Origin of the sequence: Geobacillus sp. 47C-IIb, assembly GCF_014679705.1 — a bacterium.
Classification (GTDB): domain Bacteria; phylum Bacillota; class Bacilli; order Bacillales; family Anoxybacillaceae; genus Geobacillus; species Geobacillus thermodenitrificans.
Genome location: NZ_CP061473.1, coordinates 2,638,406 through 2,658,842, shown reverse-complemented (window position 1 = coordinate 2,658,842; position 20,437 = coordinate 2,638,406). Strand labels below are relative to the sequence as shown.

Annotated in this window: 15 protein-coding genes; 2 read left to right on the top strand and 13 right to left on the bottom strand. The window is 52.1% G+C overall.

Features of this window, described 5'->3' with window-relative positions:
* Positions 1-57 precede the first annotated feature (57 nt).
* From IC804_RS13420 to aceA, 9 genes are all read right to left on the bottom strand, one after another.
* Positions 58-3,402, bottom strand: coding sequence for an AAA family ATPase (locus tag IC804_RS13420; RefSeq protein ID WP_081156982.1), 3,345 nt, complete (start codon positions 3,400-3,402; stop codon positions 58-60).
* The gene (locus tag IC804_RS13415) at positions 3,399-4,577 is read right to left on the bottom strand and encodes an exonuclease SbcCD subunit D (RefSeq protein ID WP_011886887.1); all 1,179 of its coding nucleotides are present in this window, start codon (positions 4,575-4,577) and stop codon (positions 3,399-3,401) included. The genes IC804_RS13420 and IC804_RS13415 overlap by 4 nt, the downstream gene beginning before the upstream one ends.
* Positions 4,578-4,594: 17 nt before the next feature.
* Positions 4,595-8,323: a helicase-exonuclease AddAB subunit AddA gene (addA, locus tag IC804_RS13410; RefSeq protein ID WP_011886886.1), complete on the bottom strand. Its 3,729-nt coding sequence runs from the start codon at positions 8,321-8,323 to the stop codon at positions 4,595-4,597.
* Entirely contained in the window at positions 8,320-11,823 is a 3,504-nt protein-coding gene (gene addB, locus IC804_RS13405; RefSeq protein ID WP_301336406.1) for a helicase-exonuclease AddAB subunit AddB, read from the bottom strand. Before addB ends, addA begins: the two co-directional genes overlap by 4 nt.
* A gap of 262 nt (positions 11,824-12,085) precedes the next feature.
* Positions 12,086-12,640 carry a signal peptidase I gene (lepB, locus tag IC804_RS13400; protein WP_011886885.1) on the bottom strand — a complete coding sequence of 185 codons (555 nt, stop codon included), beginning with the start codon at positions 12,638-12,640 and terminating at the stop codon, positions 12,086-12,088.
* Positions 12,637-13,260 (bottom strand): TVP38/TMEM64 family protein, encoded by a 624-nt coding sequence (locus tag IC804_RS13395; RefSeq protein WP_011886884.1) that lies wholly within the window; start codon positions 13,258-13,260, stop codon positions 12,637-12,639. Before IC804_RS13395 ends, lepB begins: the two co-directional genes overlap by 4 nt.
* A 93-nt stretch (positions 13,261-13,353) precedes the next feature.
* Positions 13,354-13,902, bottom strand: a complete 549-nt coding sequence (locus tag IC804_RS13390; RefSeq protein WP_008879093.1) for a competence protein ComK — start codon at positions 13,900-13,902, stop codon at positions 13,354-13,356.
* A gap of 132 nt (positions 13,903-14,034) precedes the next feature.
* Positions 14,035-14,229: a hypothetical protein gene (locus IC804_RS13385; RefSeq protein ID WP_008879094.1), complete on the bottom strand. Its 195-nt coding sequence runs from the start codon at positions 14,227-14,229 to the stop codon at positions 14,035-14,037.
* A gap of 105 nt (positions 14,230-14,334) precedes the next feature.
* Positions 14,335-15,621, bottom strand: a complete 1,287-nt coding sequence (aceA, locus tag IC804_RS13380; protein ID WP_011886883.1) for an isocitrate lyase — start codon at positions 15,619-15,621, stop codon at positions 14,335-14,337.
* 192 nt (positions 15,622-15,813) lie between these two features.
* Here aceA and IC804_RS13375 point away from each other — a divergent pair, with 192 nt between their 5' ends.
* Positions 15,814-16,404: an SCO family protein gene (locus IC804_RS13375; protein ID WP_011886882.1), complete on the top strand. Its 591-nt coding sequence runs from the start codon at positions 15,814-15,816 to the stop codon at positions 16,402-16,404.
* Positions 16,405-16,495: 91 nt separating this feature from the next.
* Here IC804_RS13375 and IC804_RS13370 read toward each other — a convergent pair whose 3' ends face one another.
* Both IC804_RS13370 and IC804_RS13365 read right to left on the bottom strand, forming a co-directional pair.
* Positions 16,496-16,801 (bottom strand): AzlD domain-containing protein, encoded by a 306-nt coding sequence (locus tag IC804_RS13370; RefSeq protein ID WP_008879099.1) that lies wholly within the window; start codon positions 16,799-16,801, stop codon positions 16,496-16,498.
* Positions 16,794-17,510 (bottom strand): AzlC family ABC transporter permease, encoded by a 717-nt coding sequence (locus IC804_RS13365; protein ID WP_008879100.1) that lies wholly within the window; start codon positions 17,508-17,510, stop codon positions 16,794-16,796. Before IC804_RS13365 ends, IC804_RS13370 begins: the two co-directional genes overlap by 8 nt.
* 204 nt (positions 17,511-17,714) lie before the next feature.
* On the opposite strand from IC804_RS13365, the gene dat reads away from it, so the two are divergent.
* Positions 17,715-18,578, top strand: coding sequence for a D-amino-acid transaminase (dat, locus tag IC804_RS13360; protein WP_011886881.1), 864 nt, complete (start codon positions 17,715-17,717; stop codon positions 18,576-18,578).
* Between the two features lie 59 nt (positions 18,579-18,637).
* On the opposite strand, the gene IC804_RS13355 is transcribed toward dat, so the two are convergent.
* The gene (locus tag IC804_RS13355) at positions 18,638-19,435 is read right to left on the bottom strand and encodes an ABC transporter ATP-binding protein (protein ID WP_011886880.1); all 798 of its coding nucleotides are present in this window, start codon (positions 19,433-19,435) and stop codon (positions 18,638-18,640) included.
* Positions 19,401-20,393 (bottom strand): ABC transporter permease, encoded by a 993-nt coding sequence (locus IC804_RS13350; protein ID WP_035498507.1) that lies wholly within the window; start codon positions 20,391-20,393, stop codon positions 19,401-19,403. The genes IC804_RS13355 and IC804_RS13350 overlap by 35 nt, the downstream gene beginning before the upstream one ends.
* Between the last annotated feature and the right edge of the window lie 44 nt (positions 20,394-20,437).

The following is a 20,437-nucleotide window of genomic DNA, read 5'->3' as shown; positions in this document are numbered from 1 at the left end:
GACTGCCCCCTTTTTTACTTTACCAAAAACTCGTTCCGTTCATTGAATGAACGCTCTCTACATCGTTTCCAGCCGGACGCGCGTGCCGCGGCCCGATGGCTCCGCTGGCTCAACGATGAGCCTCCGCGGCAGACGCGTGCGAATTTCTTGGACATGGCTAATAACGCCGACCGCCAACTGCTGTGTATGCAACTTCTCCAAAGCGGAAATCACCATATCGAGCAGCTCGGCGTCAAGCGTACCAAAGCCCTCGTCCAAAAAGAAAAACCGGAGCGGATATTCGCCGCGCAGCTGAATTTGCGCCGACAACGCCAGCGCCAGTGACAATGAGGTCAAAAACGTTTCCCCACCGGAGAGCGTGGCCACTGGCCTTCTGACGCCGCCGTTGGCGTCATCGCGAATGAGAAATCCGCCTTGTGAATCAAGTTCAAGCGAGTAACGGTGCCTTGTCAACCGTTGCAACCGCTCAGCCGCTATGGCCGTCACTTGTTCGAGTTGCTCTTCCGCCATAAACTCGACAAAACTATTGCCACGAAGCAATGTCTGCAGTTGCTTGTACCGCTCGATTTGCCGGCTGAGCTGCGTTTGCTTTGCCTCGAGTTCAACAAAACGAGCATGTTTTTTTCTCAGCTCCGCCACTTTTCCTTGAACCGCCCCAAGTTGTTGCGTCATCGTTTCCATTTCCGCTTTTAGCTCGGCGTATACACGCTGCAACATCTCCCATTGTTCAGCGCTCACTGCCTCCTCGCCAAGGGCCGCCGAAAGTTGAGCCCGACGGTGCTCCGCCTGTTCAACTTGGCGCCAATAGCGGCGGATGGCTTCATCCCACTCGCTGCATTGCTCCTTCGTCGCTTTCGCCCGTTCAGCTTCTTCAGCATCGGCAAACGTAGTATCGGCAAGGACGAGGCGCCAACGGGCGAGCGCTTCTTCTTCACGACGTGCGCCTTCTTCGACCGCCTGCTTGGCCACTTTTGTCTCGCTTTCTAGCGTTTGATACACTTTTTGGACACGTTGCCATTCATCATACGCCTGCTGCTCATCGTTTTGCAGCCGGCGCCATTCCGATTCCGCTTCCCGAAGTTGCTGAGCCGCCGGGTTAGGACCAGCTTTCTCGCGTCGCTGTCGTTCATACTCTTCCCATAGCTGCTGTTTGGTGCTAATGAGTGAGTCAAGGCGAACCCGCTCCGTCTCGATCCGACGTTGTTCTTCAGCCGCTTTCTCTTTTGCCCGCTGTTTTTCTTCTAAAAACGGCACACTATCCTCAAGCCGTTTTTGCACATCGCGCCACTTTTTCTCTTGTTCACGAAGCTGCTCGTATACGATGTCGATCGTCTCGAGCGAAAAAGAAGGGTAGGTCTGCCGCCAGTGCTGTTCAAGCCGCTGCCGTTCTTCTTCTAGACGCCGCCTCTCAGCTTGCAACGCTTCCATATCAGCTGCTGCCCATCGGCATGCGTTTTCCGCTTCACGCCTTGCTGCTTCCGCTTCGTTCCATTGTGCAAGCGCCCGATAAACGGATTCTTTTTGCTCAATGATATCCTGCTGAAGCGCTCGTACTTCAACGAAGACATCGCTCACTTCTTCTGTCGGGCGGCCCTCAGTAAAGACAGGAGGTACCCCATGACCAGCAGCAAGCCCCGCAAGCTGTTCGAGCTGCGCCTTTAATGAAAACAAAGTTTGTAAATCTTGCTCGCATTGTCGCCGCTCCTGCTCAAGATCAGGCAGTCGCCCCTGGCCGGTGGAATACGGCTTGGTGGACGGATGTGGGTGTTCGCGCGACCCGCACACCGGGCACGGCTCCCCGGGGCGGAGTCGTTCTGCCAGTACAGCCGCCAGTTCTGCCGTTCGCGCTTCCTCAATCCGCTCCCGCTCCGCCTCGATGTCCTGCTGCAACGCATACAGCCGTTTTTCGATGTCTTGCTGCCGCTCACAGACGGAATGATACGTTTTCTCCACAAGTCGAAACAGCTGATGAAGCCGAGCGCCGGCAACGGCCGCCTGACGTTCCCTCTTGATCCGTTCCTCTTCCGCTTGGCGCCAAACCTCTTCCTTTTGCCGAAGCTGTGCATCAACACGGGCGACGGCTGATGCCGCTTGCTCGATCTGCCGCTTCTCCCCATGCGCCCGCTCTACTTCGCCTTTTCTAGCTAGTGCCTCCGTATATCGTTGCAGCTCTTCTTTTAGCTCCTGCTGCCGCTTCATGCCGCGTTCATACCAAGCAGACGCCTCTTCGAACTGACGTTGCGCCGCTTTCTCCCGCACCGCTAAACGGTTGTGCTCCTCATCGAGAGCAGCAAGCTCGCGCTTGATTGTCTCCATTTGCCGCTCGAGTTGTTCCGCCTGGCGCAGCCGCTCTGTTTGCGCCAGCAACTCTGGTTCTCGCCTCGCTTTTTCCAGCCGTGCCTGCTCATAGCGGCGCACTGCTTCCTCGTGGCTAGCCTTGGCCGTCTCCAGCTTTCGCGCCAGCTCTTCGTACCGTTTGAGGGCCGCTATTTGTGAACGTCGCGCCTGTTCGTACTGTTCCCAGTATGGCCAAATGCGCTCAGCCTGCTCAGCGCGCTCTTTTTTTACTTCGAGTGCACGGATATCCGGCTCATGCCGACGCAGCTCAGCCAGCTCTCTTTCGATCGTTTCTTTTTCTTGCTGCCACACCCAAAGCTGTTTCGTCCGTTCAACATTTGCTTCGACTTCCTCAAGCTCTTTTTTTCGCTTCGCCAGCAGCGCTGCCAGCTCCCGCTCCTCTGTCTCCGCTTGCTCGAGTGCTGCTTTCGACGCGTCACCAAGCCCGGCCTTCTCCGCTTCGATTTTTTCCTCTTCTTGTTCAGCGGCGATAAGCCGATCTTTCAGCTTTTTGTTTAGTTGGTCCCCATACCGTTCAAGATGGAACAGGCGCTGCAGCATTTGCCGCCGCTCTGCCCCTTTAAGCGATAAAAATTCGGCAAATTTGCCTTGTGGCAAGACGACCGCCCGGGTGAAATCTTCCATCGTCAGACCAAGCAATTGTCCAATCGCTTTGTCCACATCGGACAGTTTGTCAGCGAGCACGACCGGCTCCGGTTGATGTTCGATCAACCGGCAGACGGCGCTTCGCGTCCGCCACTCGTCCACCTTTTTCAAGCTGCGCTCCACTGTATACCGTTTGGCTCCCGCCGCATTTTCGAGCTCAAACGTAAATGAGACGAACAATTCTTGTTCAGCATGATTGATGATCGCTTGAGTGCGGTTAGCGGCCCGCTCAACACTGCCGAACAGCGCTAGCGTAATGGCGTCTAAAATCGTTGATTTGCCGCTTCCGGTCGGACCGAAAATACCAAACACGCCACCATCGCACAGCACAGTGAAATCGATCGTCTGTTTTTCGCGGAAACTATGAAGCCCGGCAATCGTCAGTGAAATCGGCTTCACTCCTCTCCCCCCTCCTGCTCTTCTTCCGCCGCCAGCTCTAAAAAAAGGCGGACGAGCTCTTCATCCGGCGTCTGTCCCCCTGTTTGCCGTTTGTAAAAACGGCAGAACATCTCTTCAAGCGAGAGCGCCTCGCGGCTCACTTCAGCCTCTTCTTCCACCCGTTGGGGAAACACCGGACGGATATAAACAAAACCTGGATGAAGCTTGCGCAACCGGTAAATTTCTTCCATTGTTAACGGCTCAGTCACATGGAGCTCCAAATCAACCCAGCACGACTGGTCTTTTCCTTCCTCGCACCAACGGTACACTTGGGCGAGCCCTTCTGTCGCCTTCCAACGGACGAGCGGCTTGCCGGCGGCAAGCGGAATTTCCGTCACGCTAGCCGCCCCGCCCGGGTGCACATCAACGACCGTGACCGATTTGGCATGCCCAGCTTCGGAAAAGCTATAAGCGAGCGGTGAACCGGAATAGCGTGCTGCCGTCTCCGCCCGTTTGACGTCCTGCGGCCGGTGTAGATGACCGAGCGCCACATATTGGGCGGCTTTCGGCAAACTCGTCGCCGCCACTGTATAGGCGCCACCTACTTCAATCGGCCGCTCAGAATCGGACGTACGGCCGCCGGCGACATAAAGATGGCTCATCACTATATTGACCGTCTTTTCAGTGAATGAAGCGGCCATCATCTCTAACAGTGCACGGATGCGGTCATCATAACGGTCACGAAGCACCGCTTCCCGATGATCAGACGACAGCAGCTCAGCAAGGCGCGATTCGGACGGATAGGCCAACGGAGCAAGCATCATCGTCTCCCCGCATGAGGGGACATCAATTCGGCAAACGGAAGCTTCCGGACGGCCGAACAGAAAAATATGATAATCGGAAAGCAACGTCCGGGCGGCGCTGATGCGGTCCGGATGGTCATGATTTCCACTGATGACGGCGACTGGCCGCCGTCCCTTGTCGGACAGGCGGGCTAAACTTTCGTAAAACAATTGTTCCGCCGCCGCCGGCGGATTGACGGAATCAAATACATCACCGGCCATTAAAATGGCGTCAATTTGTTCTTTCTCGACAATTTCGATGAGCTCATCGATAAACGCCTCCTGCTCAGCCAACCGGCTTCGACCCTCGAGTGTTCGCCCGAGATGCCAGTCCGCCGTATGCAAAATGCGCATGTCTCTCCCCCTCCGCTTCACTCCACTGCAAGAAAATATTCACCGTCAAACGAATATAAGTAACATTCCGCCACCGGCACGCGCCAAATTTGTTCAATGGCCCGCCGGTAGAGGCGCATTTGTCCCCCGTAACGACCAAGCAAAAAGCGGGTCGCCTCCTCTTTTTGGCCGGCAAAACGGCCCGTCACCTCATCCGTCTTATAGTCGATCACCACATAACCGCGTTCATCGGCAAACACGCAATCGACCACCCCTTGCACGAGCAGGCGGCGGCCGCTCTCCATCCCTTCGCTGCCGTATAGCTCGTCAGCCGGAAGCCCTAAGCTGAACGGCACTTCTCGGTATACTTCGCGGGCGGCGCAAAGACGGCGGCCGATGTCCGTGGCGAAAAAGGCGACGATCGCGGCGGCATCGACCGTTTCCGCTTGCTCAGCCGACAGCAATTCTTTTTCCACAAGCCGAATGATTTGGCTGCGGATTGACGATTCGTCCATCGGTGCGTGCAAGTCGAGATGGCGCATGACCACATGAAGCGCAGTTCCTTTTTCGGCCGGTGTCAACGTTTTTTCCTGCATAAAACGCGGCCGGGAGAACAGCGGTGCCGTCCCTTTGCGCGGCAGCCATTCGTCCGCCTGTTCGCCAAATAACGCCTGCTGTTCTTTCAGTTCTGAGACTGACTGCTTAGCGCGCACGACCGTCTCCTTGCCGTAGCGATACCGCCACAATAAGCGCCGCCTTGCTTCCTCTTCCCATTCCCCTTGAGTTGGAACAGGGCGGCCTTGTTCGAGCGCAACAAGCGCGCCGCCATCCTCCCGATCGGTTGATACCTCAGCGTTGCGAAGTTTGGCCGCCGACACGATCTCAAAACGCCACACCGACGGATGGGAAGCAATTTCGTCCGGCCGATTCACCTCGACTAAAGAACGCCCGTCTCGATGGCGGATGAGCGCTCGACCGATCCAATCTAAGTACGAGCGGGCTGATGCACGCACATCGTCAGGAAGGAGCCAACCGCTTTCAGCAGCTACCCCTTTCCATTTTTCAATCTCCTTATCCGCATCGTTGACGGAAGCAAGCAAGTACAGCTTCTCTTTCGCTCTTGTGAGCGCGACGTACAAAATGCGCATTTCCTCGGCAAGCAGCTCAAGCCGCTTTTTCACTTGAATGGCCAACAGCGGCAGCGTCGGATAGCTGATGCGCAGCCGCGGATGGACAAACCGGGCGGCAAAACCGAGCTCTTTATCAAGCAAATACGGGGAATGCAAGTCGCGCGTATAAAACGGGCGGGCAAGTCCAACAAGAAAAACGATCGGAAATTCGAGTCCTTTGCTGCTATGGATCGTCATGACGCGCACGACATCTTCCTGATCGCCAAGCGGACGGGCCGCCCCCAAGTCATCGCCGCGCTCTTGCAGCCGTTCAATGAAGCGGAGAAAGCGGAACAGCCCTCGAAATGACGTCGATTCATATTGCCGGGCGCGATCATACAAGGCGCGCAAATTGGCTTGCCGCTGCTTTCCGCCCGGCAAAGCGCCAACAAAATCATAAAATTGTGTGTCTCGATACAGCTGCCAAATCAGATCCGCTAATGAACGGCGGCGCGCCATCGTACGCCATTCTTCCAACTTGTTGAGAAAGGAAATCGCTTTTTCCTTAGCGTTCTCTTCCTCACCCGTTTCTGCTGTTTTTTGACAAAACGCTTGCAACGCCTCGAAAAACGTGCCTTTTGGGTCGCTGAGGCGGATCATAGCAAGCTCATTTTCATCAAACCGGAATAGTGGTGAGCGAAGCACAGCCGCTAGCGGAATATCTTGATACGGGTTGTCGATCACTTTCAACAGCGACAACATAACCGAAATTTCCGTCGCCTGAAAATAACCAGATGATAAATCAGCGGCGGCCGGAATGCCCTGCGCCTGCAGCTGTTCAATCATTTGCGGCGCATTTGTCATCGAACGGACGAGCACAACGATATCGCGATACATGGCGCGCCGCTGTTGTCCACTTGAGCGGTCATACACATAAAACGGGCGGGAAACGATCTCTTTAATTTTTTCCGCCATCAAACGCGACTCAAGCTCGGCCGCCTCAAGTTCGGCTGTTTCCTCTTCGTCCTCTTCCGACGTACGCTGCCGATCGATGATCATCACTTCCGGAACGGCATCCGTTCCCTCCGGATAATCGGCGCCGTACTTGAGCTGCGCCGCCTCATCGTAAACCATTTCCCCGACCGCTTCCCCCATGATTTGTGCAAATAAAAAATTCGTTCCATCAAGCACCTCAGCACGGCTACGGAAGTTGCTCGCCAAGTCGATTTTCATTCCTCCTGCTTCTCCATCAGCGGTAAACCGTTTGTACTTATCAAGAAACAGCATCGGCTCAGCGAGGCGGAATCGGTAAATCGACTGCTTGACATCGCCAACCATAAACAAGTTGCCCGTTCGCTCGCTTCCTTTTTTGACGAGCTGCAAAATCGTTTCTTGGACAAGGTTCGTATCTTGATATTCATCAACGAGTACTTCATCAAACTGTGCCTGGTATTCCAAAGCCGCGGATGACGGCTGCCATTCGCCAGTTTCCGGATCGTACTGCCGCAAAATGCGCAAACAGTAATGCTCTAAGTCGGAAAAATCGACGATCCCTTTCTCCCGTTTCGCTGCTTCAAACATGGCGGAAAAACGGCGGACAAGAGCGGCGATCGTTTCGACGACCGGCTTCATCTCACGCATGTGGCGAAGCCAGGCGGATGGATGGAGCGAAAACACGTTGTCGCGCAGTGCTTCGATTTTCTTCTTCGCCTGATCACGCAACGATTTCGCTTCATCGATGAGTTCTGCGTCAAATCCGTCGCCGCGGCAAGGAGGAAGACGACCAAACGACAGCGATTGCAACGCATGATATAGCTCATCCCACGACCCGGACAGCCGTCTTTCCAAATCAGCGATTAAGTCCATATCTTCGCGCAGCCGCTTCTCGTACGGCTTTGGCCCGCTTTCTTTCTCGGCAAGCGCCAAAGCCAAGCCGATAAACCGCTTAGCCGCCGCCAACTCCATCGCTGCGTGTTGGGCGATATAGCGTGCCGGTGGCAGCGTCTCGACATTCGTTTGTTCATCGACATCATACATCGATACTAAATCGGCCAACCATTCGTCCGGTGCCGGATGGGAACGGGAGAATTCGTAAAGCGCCAAAATCATCTCCTGCAGCTCCGCGTCACTGCGGTCACCGGTATAGGCATCGACAACAGCGAAAAAGCGCTCATTGTCCGCCTTCCCGTATTCCTCCTCAAGCAGTTCCTCAAGGACATCTTCTTTCAACAGCTCGATTTCCGTCTCATCGGCAATGCGGAACGACGGGTCCAAATCGAGCAAATAATAATACTTGCGGATCACATCCAAACAAAACGAATGGAGCGTCGAAATCGAAGCGCGGTTGAGCAAACTGAGTTGACGCCGCAAATGGAGCGAATGCGGCCGATTGGCAAGCTCCCGTTCAAGCGCTTCGCCAATCCTCGCTTTCATTTCGGCCGCTGCCGCATTCGTAAACGTGACGACGAGCAGGCGATCGATATCGACCGCCCCTTCTTCCGCCGTCACCTTTTGAATAATTCGCTCGACGAGAACAGCCGTTTTTCCCGATCCGGCCGCCGCAGCGACGAGAATATCCCGGCCGCCGGCTGCAATCGCCTTCCATTGTTCATCCGTCCACCGACTTCCAGCGGGCTTCGGGCGAAACGTGGCGTTCATGACTCTTCCTCCCTTTTCCCTAATGTTTCGATCACCGCATCCTTCGTCTGTGGCGTGAGTTTCCGATATCCATTGCCGGACAGTGCCTCATCAAATTGGCATACCGGTTTAAAGGCGCAAAACTCGCACGCCGTTTTGTTTTTCAGCTTGTACGGGGCGATCGAGACGACCCCGTCGGCAATTTGCCCACCAATATCCACAAACAAGCGGCGGACGTGTTGGCGCAACGCGGCAAAATCAGAGGCGCTCGCCACTGAAGAACGCGAGTGGATCGCTCCGGTTCTCGTCAGCTGGGCAGGCACAATGAGCGACCATTGCCCGTTTTCTGTTTGGCTGTCCATCAGCCGAATTGTCTCGGCATCGGCGAGCAACAGCCCGCGCATCCGGAACGGCTCAAGCAACTTTCTCGCCACTTCCATTTCATTGTCAAGCCATTGCTTGGCTTGAATAATCGGATTGTGGATATGGAAATAAAGAACCCCTGCCGGCAACGCTGGCTCTCCAACAAGCTGTTCAGCGTACGTCAGCACAATATCCAAATACGTGAACATTTGCAGCGCTAAGCCGTAATATACTTCCGTCAAATCGAGCGTTTTGGCGCTCGATTTGTAATCGATGATACGAAGGAGCACGCCCTGGCTGCTTTCCGCCTTATCAACGCGGTCGATTCGTCCGACGAGCTCCATCACTGTTCCGTCGCGAAGCTGGAAACGAAGCGGGGGCAAGTCGCCGCCCGGTCCGAACGACAACTCGAACCCGACCGGAGCAAAGCCGCTTGCCCGCGCATGTTCACTCAATACGTGCGTCGTGCGGGCAACAACATTTTTTAATTTTCGTTTCATATATTCATAGCGGTTAGAACTTGATAACACTTGTTGCTGGATGAGCGGGGCAATCCGCTCGACTGCTTCGGCCGACAGCCGCTCGCATTCTGATCTTGATAGCTGTTTCCAATCAAGGTGCTGTTCACGCACTCGGTCAGCAATTTGCTTAATGGCAGCATGGAACAATTGTCCAACATCCGGCGCCTCAAGGCGAAAGACGTTCCGCTCTTTCAGGCGCAGCCCATGCGAGGCGAAATGGGCATACGGACATTTTTGAAACTGCTCCATGCGCGAGACGCTCGCCTGAATTTTTTTTCCGTACAGCCGTCGGCTCCATTCTCTTTTGAGCACCGCCTGATTCGTATAAAACAGCCCTGACACAGCCTGCTCTACTCGCGCCCTCCACTCCGGATGACTGATTAACACGTTATATACATCCCACCAAAGCGGATCGATACCATAATTTCGCTTCCACGCCCGCAGCTGGCTGATGAGGTACGTCTGTGTCGCCCGCGGCACGGTGACAAACGTCTCCGGCTTCTCTTCGGGAGCATCGAACGGATCATTGCCGCATAAATGAACAGATACACGCGGAAACAATTGAACTAACTGCTTAATGAGCGGGGACGGCATGAGCGCTTTCCCCTCACCATCAGCAAGCGGATACGTAACGTATAGCCGTCGGCTCGGGCAGGCAAGAGCCAAGTAAACAAAAAATGGGTCGTAAAATAGCTGTTCCCGCCCTCCTGGTGCAAGCGCCACCCCGAGTTCGCGCAATTGCTCTCGCTCGACCTCGGCCACTAATCCCTCATCTTTCACTTTGGCTGGGATGACGCCGTCATTGACGCCGATGATAAATGCATACTTGACATCAATCAGGCGCGAACGGTCGAGCTGAGCGACGATCACCTGATCGATCGCTGGCGGAACGAGAGCGAATTCGAGCCGGTCGAGCCCAGCTTCGATAATTTTGGCAAACTCGGCAAGCGGCAACGGTTCCGCTCCGAGCATTTCGACATATTGGTCGAGCAAATCAACAACCGCATTCCACGCTTGTTCGTGTTGGCGCGCTTCGACGAGGCGTCCATCCGCTTCCGCCTGAGCGCTCATTTGCTCTAGTTTTTTTGGAATTTGCAACTCTTCTAAAAAGAGATATAAAGCCGTGCAAAGACCGCGCCCATCGGCAGCTCTCCGCAGACGGCGCTCAAGCCGACGAAGCGGCGCGGCCAACGCCTCACGCCATTCGTTGAGCTTGTCTTCAAACTGCCGCTCTTCATCCGTCTGCGGCACATTCAGCCCGTCAAGCGCCTGGTAGCGGCGATATGTCCAACGTTCGTCGCTCGTCCACTTTTCGCCTTTCACCCCATGGGCAAGTACGTAGTTTTCGAGCTTATCAGCCGCCTCACGCCACATGGCCAAATCGCCGTCAACCGGAAAGAGCAAATCCGTTTTTACAGCGCGAAAAACCGCCTCATAGCGCCAACGCGTCACCACCGTCTCCAAAGCCGCACGCACAAGTTCAATGAGCGGATGATAATGCATCGGCTCCTTTTCATCCATAAAATAGGGGATGTCAAAGTCAAAAAACACTGTTTTCACAAGGTCACGATATGCCTCCGTCTGGCGGATGATGAGCGCAATGTCGCGGTAGCGTGCCCCTTCGTCACGAACGAGACGGATGATTTCCCGGGCGACCGCCTCAATTTCTGCGCGGCGGTTGGCCGCCTCGTAAAGGCAGATCGCGTCGGTCTCCGCTTCGTACGGAAGCAGCGGGCGGCGATGAAACTGCTCTTCAAGATGGGCAAGCGCCTTGTCTTGGTGGCGACGGTTTACGGAAAGCACGACCGGCGATTCAATCATAATATCGTTGGCCAAAGCGAGCTCACGCAACTGACGGTATGTCTGTGCGGGCAAGTAAAAGAGATCGAGCTCGTCCGGCATCCCGACATCGTACGGGCGATCGGCCGTCAAGCAAACGGTGACGCGCCGACAGCGGTGAAGAAGCTGTTCTATGACCATATATTCTTGAGGGGAAAAATGATGAAAGCCGTCGATATAAATGTCAGCACCATGCAAATAGCTGGAGCGGGGGATGTGCTCAACAAGCAAGCGCAAATAATCTTCCGAATCAAGATAATGGCCAAGAAGGCTTCGTTCCAATTCTTCATAAACGAGTGCCACATCGCTTAACTTATCCGCTAGCAGTCGACGGCCTGGTTGGCCTGATCCACTTTCAAGCACTCCGGCATGGCGGCGGAGTTCATCCGGCGTCAAGCAATACCGCTTGCACTCTGCGATCATCTCATGCAGCTGTTCGACAAAACCACTTTTGTCTGCCGCGCGTCCAAACAGCTTCAGCTCTTGTTTGCGCTGTTCAATAATTTTGCGAATCATCATTTGCACGCCAACGTCGTGAACATGGTAACGGTTCATGCCGCCTGTTTCTTGCAGCACGCGCCAAGCGAGGCGGGGAAAACTGAACACTTGGGCGCGGATCATCCCTTCCGTTCCCTCCGTATGTATTAACGCGTATTCGCATTGAAACGTCATTTGTTCCGGGACAAGATAGACGATTGTCCTTCCCTTTGGATCTTCTTGTAACTGGCGGCGAATTTCTTCAAGGCAGGCAGTCGTTTTTCCGCTTCCTGACCGGCCAAGCAAAAACCGCAGCGACATAGCAATCACCACCATTCATTTCCTTTATCCTTCATTTTAGCACACATGTTCGTATTTGACGAGCTGTATCAGCTCTATTCATCTACTACAGCAACGAAACATCAAAACATCGTTACCCCAAGCAATCCCATAAAAAGATTTCAAAGCAACGCCGCCCGAAGCTCACGTTTCCAATCATGGGCTTCGGACGGCAAATTTCGGCAAAGAAATAAAGTTTTTCTCTAGCTGGCGCTCCGACAACCGAGTTTTGCAAGTCGCTGTCCTAAAAACGGAAAGCAAACTGTTCAAACGGCCAATAACGAAGATCGACCTTGCCGACGACCTGATCGATTTTGACAAAACCGAAATGTCGGCTGTCCCAACTGCCAAGCCGATTATCGCCAAGCACGAAAATGCAACCGGCCGGCACTCGTCTTTCTCCGGTCACCTCTTCAAGGGTAAAATCGCCCGTCAGCTTGCCGCTAATCAATTTTTTCTTATACGGTCGTAAATATGGTTCGTCAACTTTTTTTCCATTGACATACAATATATCGTTTTTATATTCAATCCGGTCCCCCGGCAGCCCAATAACCCGCTTTACATAATCCTCCTTTTGGTTGGCATGAAAAACGACAATGTCAAATCGGCGGATCGATCCGATTTCGTAGGACAGTTTATTGACAATCAGCAAATTGCCGCTTTGCAGCGTCGGCATCATCGATTTTCCCTCTACCATGTAGCTGCTGAAAACAAAAAAACGGAGCGCCACGATGAAGCAAACGACGGTCAGCCATGGCCAATGATATCTCCGTTTTTCCTTTTTCTTTTCTTTCGTCATTCCCCACCCCCCTCGCCATGTTGTTTTTCTGTCAGCGAAAATCTTGCTTCTACCCGTTTTCCTGCATACCAAAGCAACAAAACAACCAAAGCAATTCCAGCCGTGCGCAATGGCTGACGAACAAGCGCCACGATGTCATAACCGATAAAACTAATCATAAAAATCATGACCATCTTTCCAAGCAATACCGCAAGCACAAACTGTTGGCGGCTGATGCCCGACAGCCCAGCGACAATATTAATGAGCGCTGACGGAGTGAAAGGAAAACAATAAAGCAAAAACAGTGGGCCAAATCCGTGTCGTTCGATCCAGTGCATGAACCGACGCACTTTTTGATGGCGGCGGACAAAATGAAAGAAACGCTGCCGGCCGATTCTCCGCGTTAACCAAAACACGATGAGCGATCCAAGCGAAGCACCGAGCCAAGAAATGAAAAATCCTTTCCACAATCCAAACGCAGCGGCGTTCGCCATGACAAAAACGACCATCGGCAAAATCGGAAAAAACGACTCGAGCAGCGTCGCGGCAATGCCGGGAAACACGCCAAATGAGCGGTAATGTTCGAGCAAGGAAAGCACGTAATCGAGCGTGAACCATTGTTCGAATGTTTCCATATTCATGCATCTTTCTCCATTCAAATGCCGTTTATATTTTTATTTTACACGCTCGGTCGTGCAATTTGAACTCATCTTTGTGAAAGCCCATTTTTACCATCAATGCTCTGGCACATCTTTTTCTTTTTTCTGCTGCATGCGGAATATGTATTGTAGCTTGCGCTCTCTTGCTTCCATTCGGTCTGACAGTTTCGTCCGCAATTGAGCCGTTCGATATAATTGATTGATAAAGGATTTGTAGGATACATCGAGGAATACGCTTTTTCCGTTGCGGAAATAGACGACGGTTCGCTCATATTTAGCAGGTTCATACCTATAGACATGCATATGGGACAACCAAACGCAGCCGGAATCTCTCGGGGAAGAAGTCGGGAAGACATAAATTCCATTGGACGGTTCGACGGCGATCGGTGCCTTATGAGTGATGCCGATCAACGCCTTTGTTCCTTCTTTTCTACCTTGGAAGCTGCATCCATAATAATCACAGCTCTGTTTAATGATGTCGGTTGGCGTTTTTTTGACAATATATTCGCCATCTTCCTCAATGACTTTTGCATAGATGTCGCTGTTCAACAAGTACGGAAGAATTGCCATTGTATAACGGCTTACGACAAAATGTTCTAGCACGATAAATTCATTCACTTTCATCGATTCATCCCCTTTCCTAATCAACTGATAACTACTTCTATCATACCATCAAAAGTTATATTTTTCTATATTTTGAAAAAAATTATTAGTCTTTTTATCATAAAAAAACCCATGACGATCGTCATGGGTATGCTATGAATTTTCAAATATTTGGCCGATCTCTTTGGCTGCTAAGTATTCATTAGCCTGCTCAAGCGCAGTATGTTCACCGACTGAATCTCCCGCGTACGTTTCCTCATTCATCGTCCATTGTTCAAAATGGAGATCTGTACTAACGCGAAATTCAGCGGGCATCAATTCCGGCAGATCATTTGTTCTCTTTTCCATCCCATCGCCTCCCTATGCCTATAGGGTGCGCCATCTTTTTCCTTTTATGCACTAAAAAAAGCCCGGAGAGACCGGGCCTTCATCTACATCCATTGTTGATTTACATTAAGCAGTTGTAAACTGTTCCTCCTCAGTTGACCCTTTTAAGGCGACTGTGGACGACTGGCCGCCGGAGATGACTTGAGCGACTTCATCGAAATAGCCAGTACCAACTTCACGCTGATGGCGCGTTGCCGTGTAGCCGTACTTTTCAGCGGCAAATTCGGCTTGCTGCAGTTCGGCGTATGCTGCCATGCCGCGATCTTTGTAGCCGCGTGCCAACTCAAACATGCTGTAGTTGAGCGCATGGAAGCCGGCGAGAGTGACGAATTGGAACTTGTATCCCATTTTACCGAGCTCTTGCTGGAATTTGGCGATCGTTTCGTCGTCCAATTTTTTCTTCCAGTTAAATGACGGCGAGCAGTTGTACGCGAGCAGCTTACCTGGAAATTGCTCGTGAATCGCTTCCGCGAATCGGCGTGCTTCATCCAAATTTGGTTCGCTCGTTTCACACCAAATAAGGTCGGCATACGGCGCGTAAGCAAGTCCGCGAGCGATCGCTTGGTCGAGGCCTGCCCGTGTGCGATAAAACCCTTCCGTCGTCCGTTCGCCGGTAATAAACTGTTGATCGCGCGGGTCAATGTCGCTTGTGATCAAGTCAGCAGCATTCGCATCGGTGCGAGCGATGAGCACAGTCGGGACACCCATGACGTCAGCAGCAAGCCGCGCTGCGATCAAGTTGCGCACCGCCGTTTGCGTCGGCAAGAGCACTTTCCCACCTAAATGGCCGCATTTTTTCTCCGACGACAGCTGATCTTCGAAATGGACGCCGGCCGCCCCGGCTTCGATCATCGCTTTCATGAGCTCAAACACGTTCAGCTGGCCGCCGAATCCAGCTTCCGCGTCAGCAACGATCGGCACAAAATAGTCAACATCTCCACTACCTTCTAAATATTGGATTTGATCTGCACGTTGCAACGCTTGGTTAATACGTTTGACTACATGCGGAACGCTGTTGGACGGATACAAGCTTTGATCCGGATACATATGTCCTGCGAGGTTGGCATCGGCCGCTACCTGCCAGCCGCTTAAGTAAATGGCCTTCAATCCAGCTTTCACTTGTTGCACCGCTTGATTTCCGGTCAACGCACCGAGCGCATGAACGTAATCTTCCGTATTTAACAGCTTCCATAACTTTTCAGCTCCGCGTCGAGCGAGCGTATGCTCAATATCAAGCGAGCCGCGCAGTTTAATAACATCTTCGGCGCTGTACGGACGGACGACCCCTTTCCAGCGCTCTTCATTTTTCCAACTTTCCTCCAATTGTCGGACACGTTCAGCAAATGACGCCATTTTTCCTTCCCCCATCCCTATTGTTATATTACATTGTTATGTTTACGGTTTTTATTATATAACAGTTAGAAAAAAATGCAAGTGTTTTTTTGAAACTTTTTTTAATTAAGAAAATAGACGCATAACGTTCATAAAAACGATATTTTTTCTGTCCATCATTTTGGTATGATCAATAGTAGAGGAGTGATGATCATGAAAAAATGGTATATGATTGTCGCAGCCCTTGTGCTTGTTGGCATTAGCATCGGCATCTTTTACTTTGCTGTTTATAAACCGTCTGCTATGCGTCTGCCCGATGATGTGACGATGGAAACAGCATGGGGAGCCCCTTATTCCTTTGACGACTTGCCTCCAAAAGTTCGACTCGTCGAATTCATCTATACGAACTGCCCGGATATTTGCCCAAATACGACGATGCAGATGGCGAAACTGCGCGACCGGCTGCAAAAAGCTGGAGTGTTCGGGCGTGACGTGGAATTCGTTACGATCACCATTGACCCCGCACGCGACACGAAGGAAAAACTGCAAACATATGCGAATACGTTTGGAGTGACTGCTGATGGACAAGGGTGGGTGTTTTTGCGTGGCAGTGAAGCAGAGACAAAAAAGACGGCAGACGCCTTCAACTTCCAATACCGTGACCCCGGAAACGGCATGATGGTGCATACGTCACTCGCTTACTTGCTCAATCGGGACGGACGGGTCATTGAACAGATCGGCATGGGGGAATCACGATTTCGTGTTGATGAAGTGTACGAAGTGATTATGGATGAATTATCATGAAGGTTCGATATACGGGCAACCTATGGAAATGAAAAAGGGAGCATTGTCTGCTCCCTTTTTTATTGACCATTCGCATTGAACGATTGACACTTTAAATAAGCATAGAATAACAACTAAGAACTGCGACCGAAGCAAGCACGACAATAATGACATTCGCTCCTAGCCAGGCCGCAATCACAGCCGCCGCAAAACCGATGATCCCAAAAAGAATATCGTCTTGAATGAAAAAAATATCAGGAATAACGAGTGCACCAAGTGCAGCGTACGGCACATTTTTCAGCACCCCTTGCCAAAATGGCGACAGCTCGACGCGTCCGAACAGCACAAGCGGTAACATTCGCGGCAAGTAAGTGACGAGTCCCATGCCAATAATCATCCAAATGATCGCGTTATTCATCCTTATTCCCTCCCTCTTTCGCCAACCATTGAACAACGACTGCCGAAAGAAGCGTCGCCAGTACGATCGACCATCCTTTAGATAGATGAAAGACAAAGGTACCGAGCGAGTTGAATACGGCGGCCAATCCTGCCAACCATACCGTTTTCCGCTGCTTTTTTAGCGCCGGGACGAGCAAGCCGATAAACATGGCGTACAAAGCGACTGACATGCTGTCTTGCAAGCTTTCCGGCAAACTCTTCCCGACAGCATAACCGATGCCGGAATTGACAACCCAACTACCGTACGCCATCATAATCAATCCAAACATATACGAGGCGTTGACCGTTCCCTCTTTCATAGCCGCAACAGAAAACGTTTCATCCGTAATGCCAAATGCATACAGCGCCTTTTTCCAAAGCTCATCCGGCTCCGCTTTTTCGCTGAGGGAAGCGGACATTAAAAAATGGCGAATGTTTAAAATGAATGTCGTTAAAATGATTTCAAATATACCGGTACCGACCGAAAGCAAGCTGAGCGCAATATATTGCGAGGCACCAGCAAAGACGATGACGCTCATAAGCACTGTTTCCGCGAGCGTCAGCCCGGTCGTCTTGGCAAGCAGCCCAAACGTCAGGGCAATCGGCATATAGCCGATGGCGATCGCCACTCCGGCCTGCATCCCTTGACGAAACGGCGCCATTTTACTAGCCGTCCATGTCGTTTCCATCCATCCATTCCCCCGTTTCACTAGTTTGATATGTTTATTGTCTAAAAATTGCTGTCATTTCGCAACCCGAACATATGTCAATTCTTTTATTTCTATTAATCAGGAAACCCCCGCTTAGAGCAAAGCGGGAGTAGGGGAGGAAATCAATTTATGATATAATCGAATTGATTTATTATTCGCGCAATTGAAAAGGAGTGCACTTTTATGTCAGTGAAACCGTATGTATTGACCGAACGTGGCGTTCTCCGCTGCGAGCAAGTAACATATCCCATGGAAGAACGCGGCTTGCAGTTTGGCGATGGCGTCTATGAGGTAGTGAGCCTATACAACGGAGCATATATTTGGCTTCAAGAACATCTCGACCGCCTGTACCGTTCGGCAGCGGCTATTCGCTTGTCTGTCCCATTTGCTCCCGAAGAGCTGTCCGAGCGGCTTGAACAGCTTCGCCGTATGAATGATGTGCACGAAGATGCGATTTTGTATTTGCAAGTGACAAGAGGCAGCTTTCCGCGCAACCATGCGTTCCCGACAGAAAATCGTCCCAATTTGTATGCCTACATCCAACCGATGGCAAGAAAAACAGATGAAATGACACACGGCGTACGCGCCATTTTAACGAAAGACGTTCGTTGGGAGTACTGCTATATTAAAAGCTTGAATTTGTTGCCGAACGTGCTAGCGAAACAAGAAGCGGTCGAGCGTGGAGCGTTTGAAGCCATTCTCCACCGTGACGGCGTCGTGACCGAAGGCAGTTCGTCCAATATGTTTCTTGTCAAAGGCGAAACGGTGTACACCCATCCGGCGACAGAACGGATTTTAAACGGCATCGTCCGCACGAAAGTGAAGCAGTTTTGCGCCGATCTTGGCATCCCACTGATTGAAAAAGCGTTTTCGGTTCATGATATTGCCGAAGCAGACGAACTATTTTTAACAAGCACAACCTCAGCTATTATTCCGATCATTCAAGTCGATGACACAACAATCGGCAACGGCCAGCCAGGAACGGTAACAAAATCGTTGCAAGCCGCTTACCAAAAGGCGACACAACCGGCCACAAGCAACGCTTGACTGGCTTAGTTGAACAAACGAGGTGTCCCCACGCTCTTCCTTGGGACACCTCGTTTTGTTTATGAGCTGAGCACAGCGCGGTCGCTGGCGAATTGGCTGCCTCGGATGCGCTGAAACTCCTCAAGTAGCCGCTCGACCGTCAATTCCTCTTTTTCCTTTCCTTCGGCGGAAAAAATGACTTGTCCGCCATCCATCATGATGAGCCGATTACCAAGGCGAATCGCCTGCTCCATATTGTGCGTCACCATCAGTGTCGTCAAATTGTGTTGGGCGACGATTTGCTTCGTCAGTTCGGTCACAAGCTCGGCCCGCGCCGGATCGAGGGCAGCAGTATGCTCGTCAAGCAAAAGCACATCCGGCTTCGTAAACGTCGCCATCAATAACGAGAGCGCCTGCCGCTCTCCACCGGAAAGAAGGCCCACTTTGGCGGTAAGCCGATTTTCCAGCCCTAAATGGAGCGATTGCAGCGTTTCCCGAAACCATTCACGCTTTTGCCTCGTGACGCCGAGGCGAAGCGTGCGCCGCTTCGTCCGATTGTAGGCGAGCACTAAATTTTCTTCAATCGTCATATGCGGTGCAGTGCCAGCCATTGGATCTTGAAAGACGCGTCCGATATAGCGGGCGCGCACGTGCTCCTTGAGCGTCGTCACGTTGCGGCCGTTGATCCATACTTCACCCGTGTCAGGAGACAGCCGCCCAGCGATGATGTTCATCAACGTCGACTTTCCAGCACCGTTGCTGCCGATGACGGTGACGAAATCGCCGGGGGAAAGCGTTAAATCAATGCCGCGCAACGCAATTTTCTCATCAGCCGTGCCTTCATTAAATACTTTTGTAATTCGTTTTAGCTCCAGCAACGGGCTCCCCCCTTTCCAATTGCTGCGCTTTCCGCTTTTTCCGCCGCTTTTCTTTTTGTGCCGCCCACACGTTTGGCACGATGAGCGCCGATATGACAATGAGTGCGGTAATCAATTTCACATCGCCCGTCTCCAAAAACTCGACACGTAAAGCGAGCGCCAAAATAAGACGATAAACGATAGCGCCGCCGATGACCGCCCACGTCGCGCGCACAACCGAATGGGCGCCGAACAACGCCTCGCCGATAATCACCGAAGCTAAACCGATGACAATCATCCCGACCCCCATGTTGACATCACTGAATCCCCCATACTGGGCGATAAGCGCTCCAGAAAAGGCGACAAGCGCATTTGACAGCCCGAGTCCAAAGACGATGAGCCAATCTGTGTTGGCGGAAAAGCTCGCTACCATCGGTTTGTTGTCTCCGGCCGCCCGCAGCGCGATCCCAACCTCTGTTTTCATTAACCAATCAAGAACCCCTTTGACCACCAACGTCAGCACCGCCATCGAACATAAGATAGCCCATGTCCGCGGTGCAAATCCCGTAAAGGAAAGCAGTTGATTGAGCACCGCATCGAATCCAGTTTGTTGCCAAGCAGCTGTGATCTTCGTAATGACCGTCTCCTGCTGCAACAGCGGTACATTCGATTTTCCCATAATACGCAGATTAATTGAATACAAAGCGATCATCATTAAAATGCCGGATAAAAGCGGGTTAATTTTCCCTTTCGTATGCAGCAGCCCGGTCAACGTCCCTGCAGCAAAACCTGCTAAAAGCGCTGCGGCCGAAGCAGCAAACGGATTCGCTCCACCGACAATCATCACGGCAGCGACCGATGCGCCGGTAACAAAGCTGCCGTCAACCGTTAAATCAGGAAAATCCAGAATGCGAAATGACAAGTAGACGCCAAGCGCCATGATGGCATAAATCAAGCCCACTTCCACAGAACCAAACATCGCTGTCCACACAATTCTCACCTACTTTTTGGCAATAAATCCCC

Excerpts from the sequence above, each read along its gene's own strand:
- IC804_RS13415 (WP_011886887.1), bottom strand. The coding sequence starts at position 4,577 with ATGCGCATTTTGCATACGGCGGACTGGCATCTCGGGCGAACACTCGAG.
- addA (WP_011886886.1), bottom strand. The coding sequence starts at position 8,323 with ATGAACGCCACGTTTCGCCCGAAGCCCGCTGGAAGTCGGTGGACGGAT.
- addB (WP_301336406.1), bottom strand. The coding sequence starts at position 11,823 with ATGTCGCTGCGGTTTTTGCTTGGCCGGTCAGGAAGCGGAAAAACGACT.
- lepB (WP_011886885.1), bottom strand. The coding sequence starts at position 12,640 with ATGACGAAAGAAAAGAAAAAGGAAAAACGGAGATATCATTGGCCATGG.
- IC804_RS13395 (WP_011886884.1), bottom strand. The coding sequence starts at position 13,260 with ATGAATATGGAAACATTCGAACAATGGTTCACGCTCGATTACGTGCTT.
- IC804_RS13390 (WP_008879093.1), bottom strand. The coding sequence starts at position 13,902 with ATGAAAGTGAATGAATTTATCGTGCTAGAACATTTTGTCGTAAGCCGT.
- IC804_RS13385 (WP_008879094.1), bottom strand. The coding sequence starts at position 14,229 with ATGGAAAAGAGAACAAATGATCTGCCGGAATTGATGCCCGCTGAATTT.
- aceA (WP_011886883.1), bottom strand. The coding sequence starts at position 15,621 with ATGGCGTCATTTGCTGAACGTGTCCGACAATTGGAGGAAAGTTGGAAA.
- IC804_RS13375 (WP_011886882.1), top strand. The coding sequence starts at position 15,814 with ATGAAAAAATGGTATATGATTGTCGCAGCCCTTGTGCTTGTTGGCATT.
- IC804_RS13370 (WP_008879099.1), bottom strand. The coding sequence starts at position 16,801 with ATGAATAACGCGATCATTTGGATGATTATTGGCATGGGACTCGTCACT.
- IC804_RS13365 (WP_008879100.1), bottom strand. The coding sequence starts at position 17,510 with ATGGAAACGACATGGACGGCTAGTAAAATGGCGCCGTTTCGTCAAGGG.
- dat (WP_011886881.1), top strand. The coding sequence starts at position 17,715 with ATGTCAGTGAAACCGTATGTATTGACCGAACGTGGCGTTCTCCGCTGC.
- IC804_RS13350 (WP_035498507.1), bottom strand. The coding sequence starts at position 20,393 with ATGTTTGGTTCTGTGGAAGTGGGCTTGATTTATGCCATCATGGCGCTT.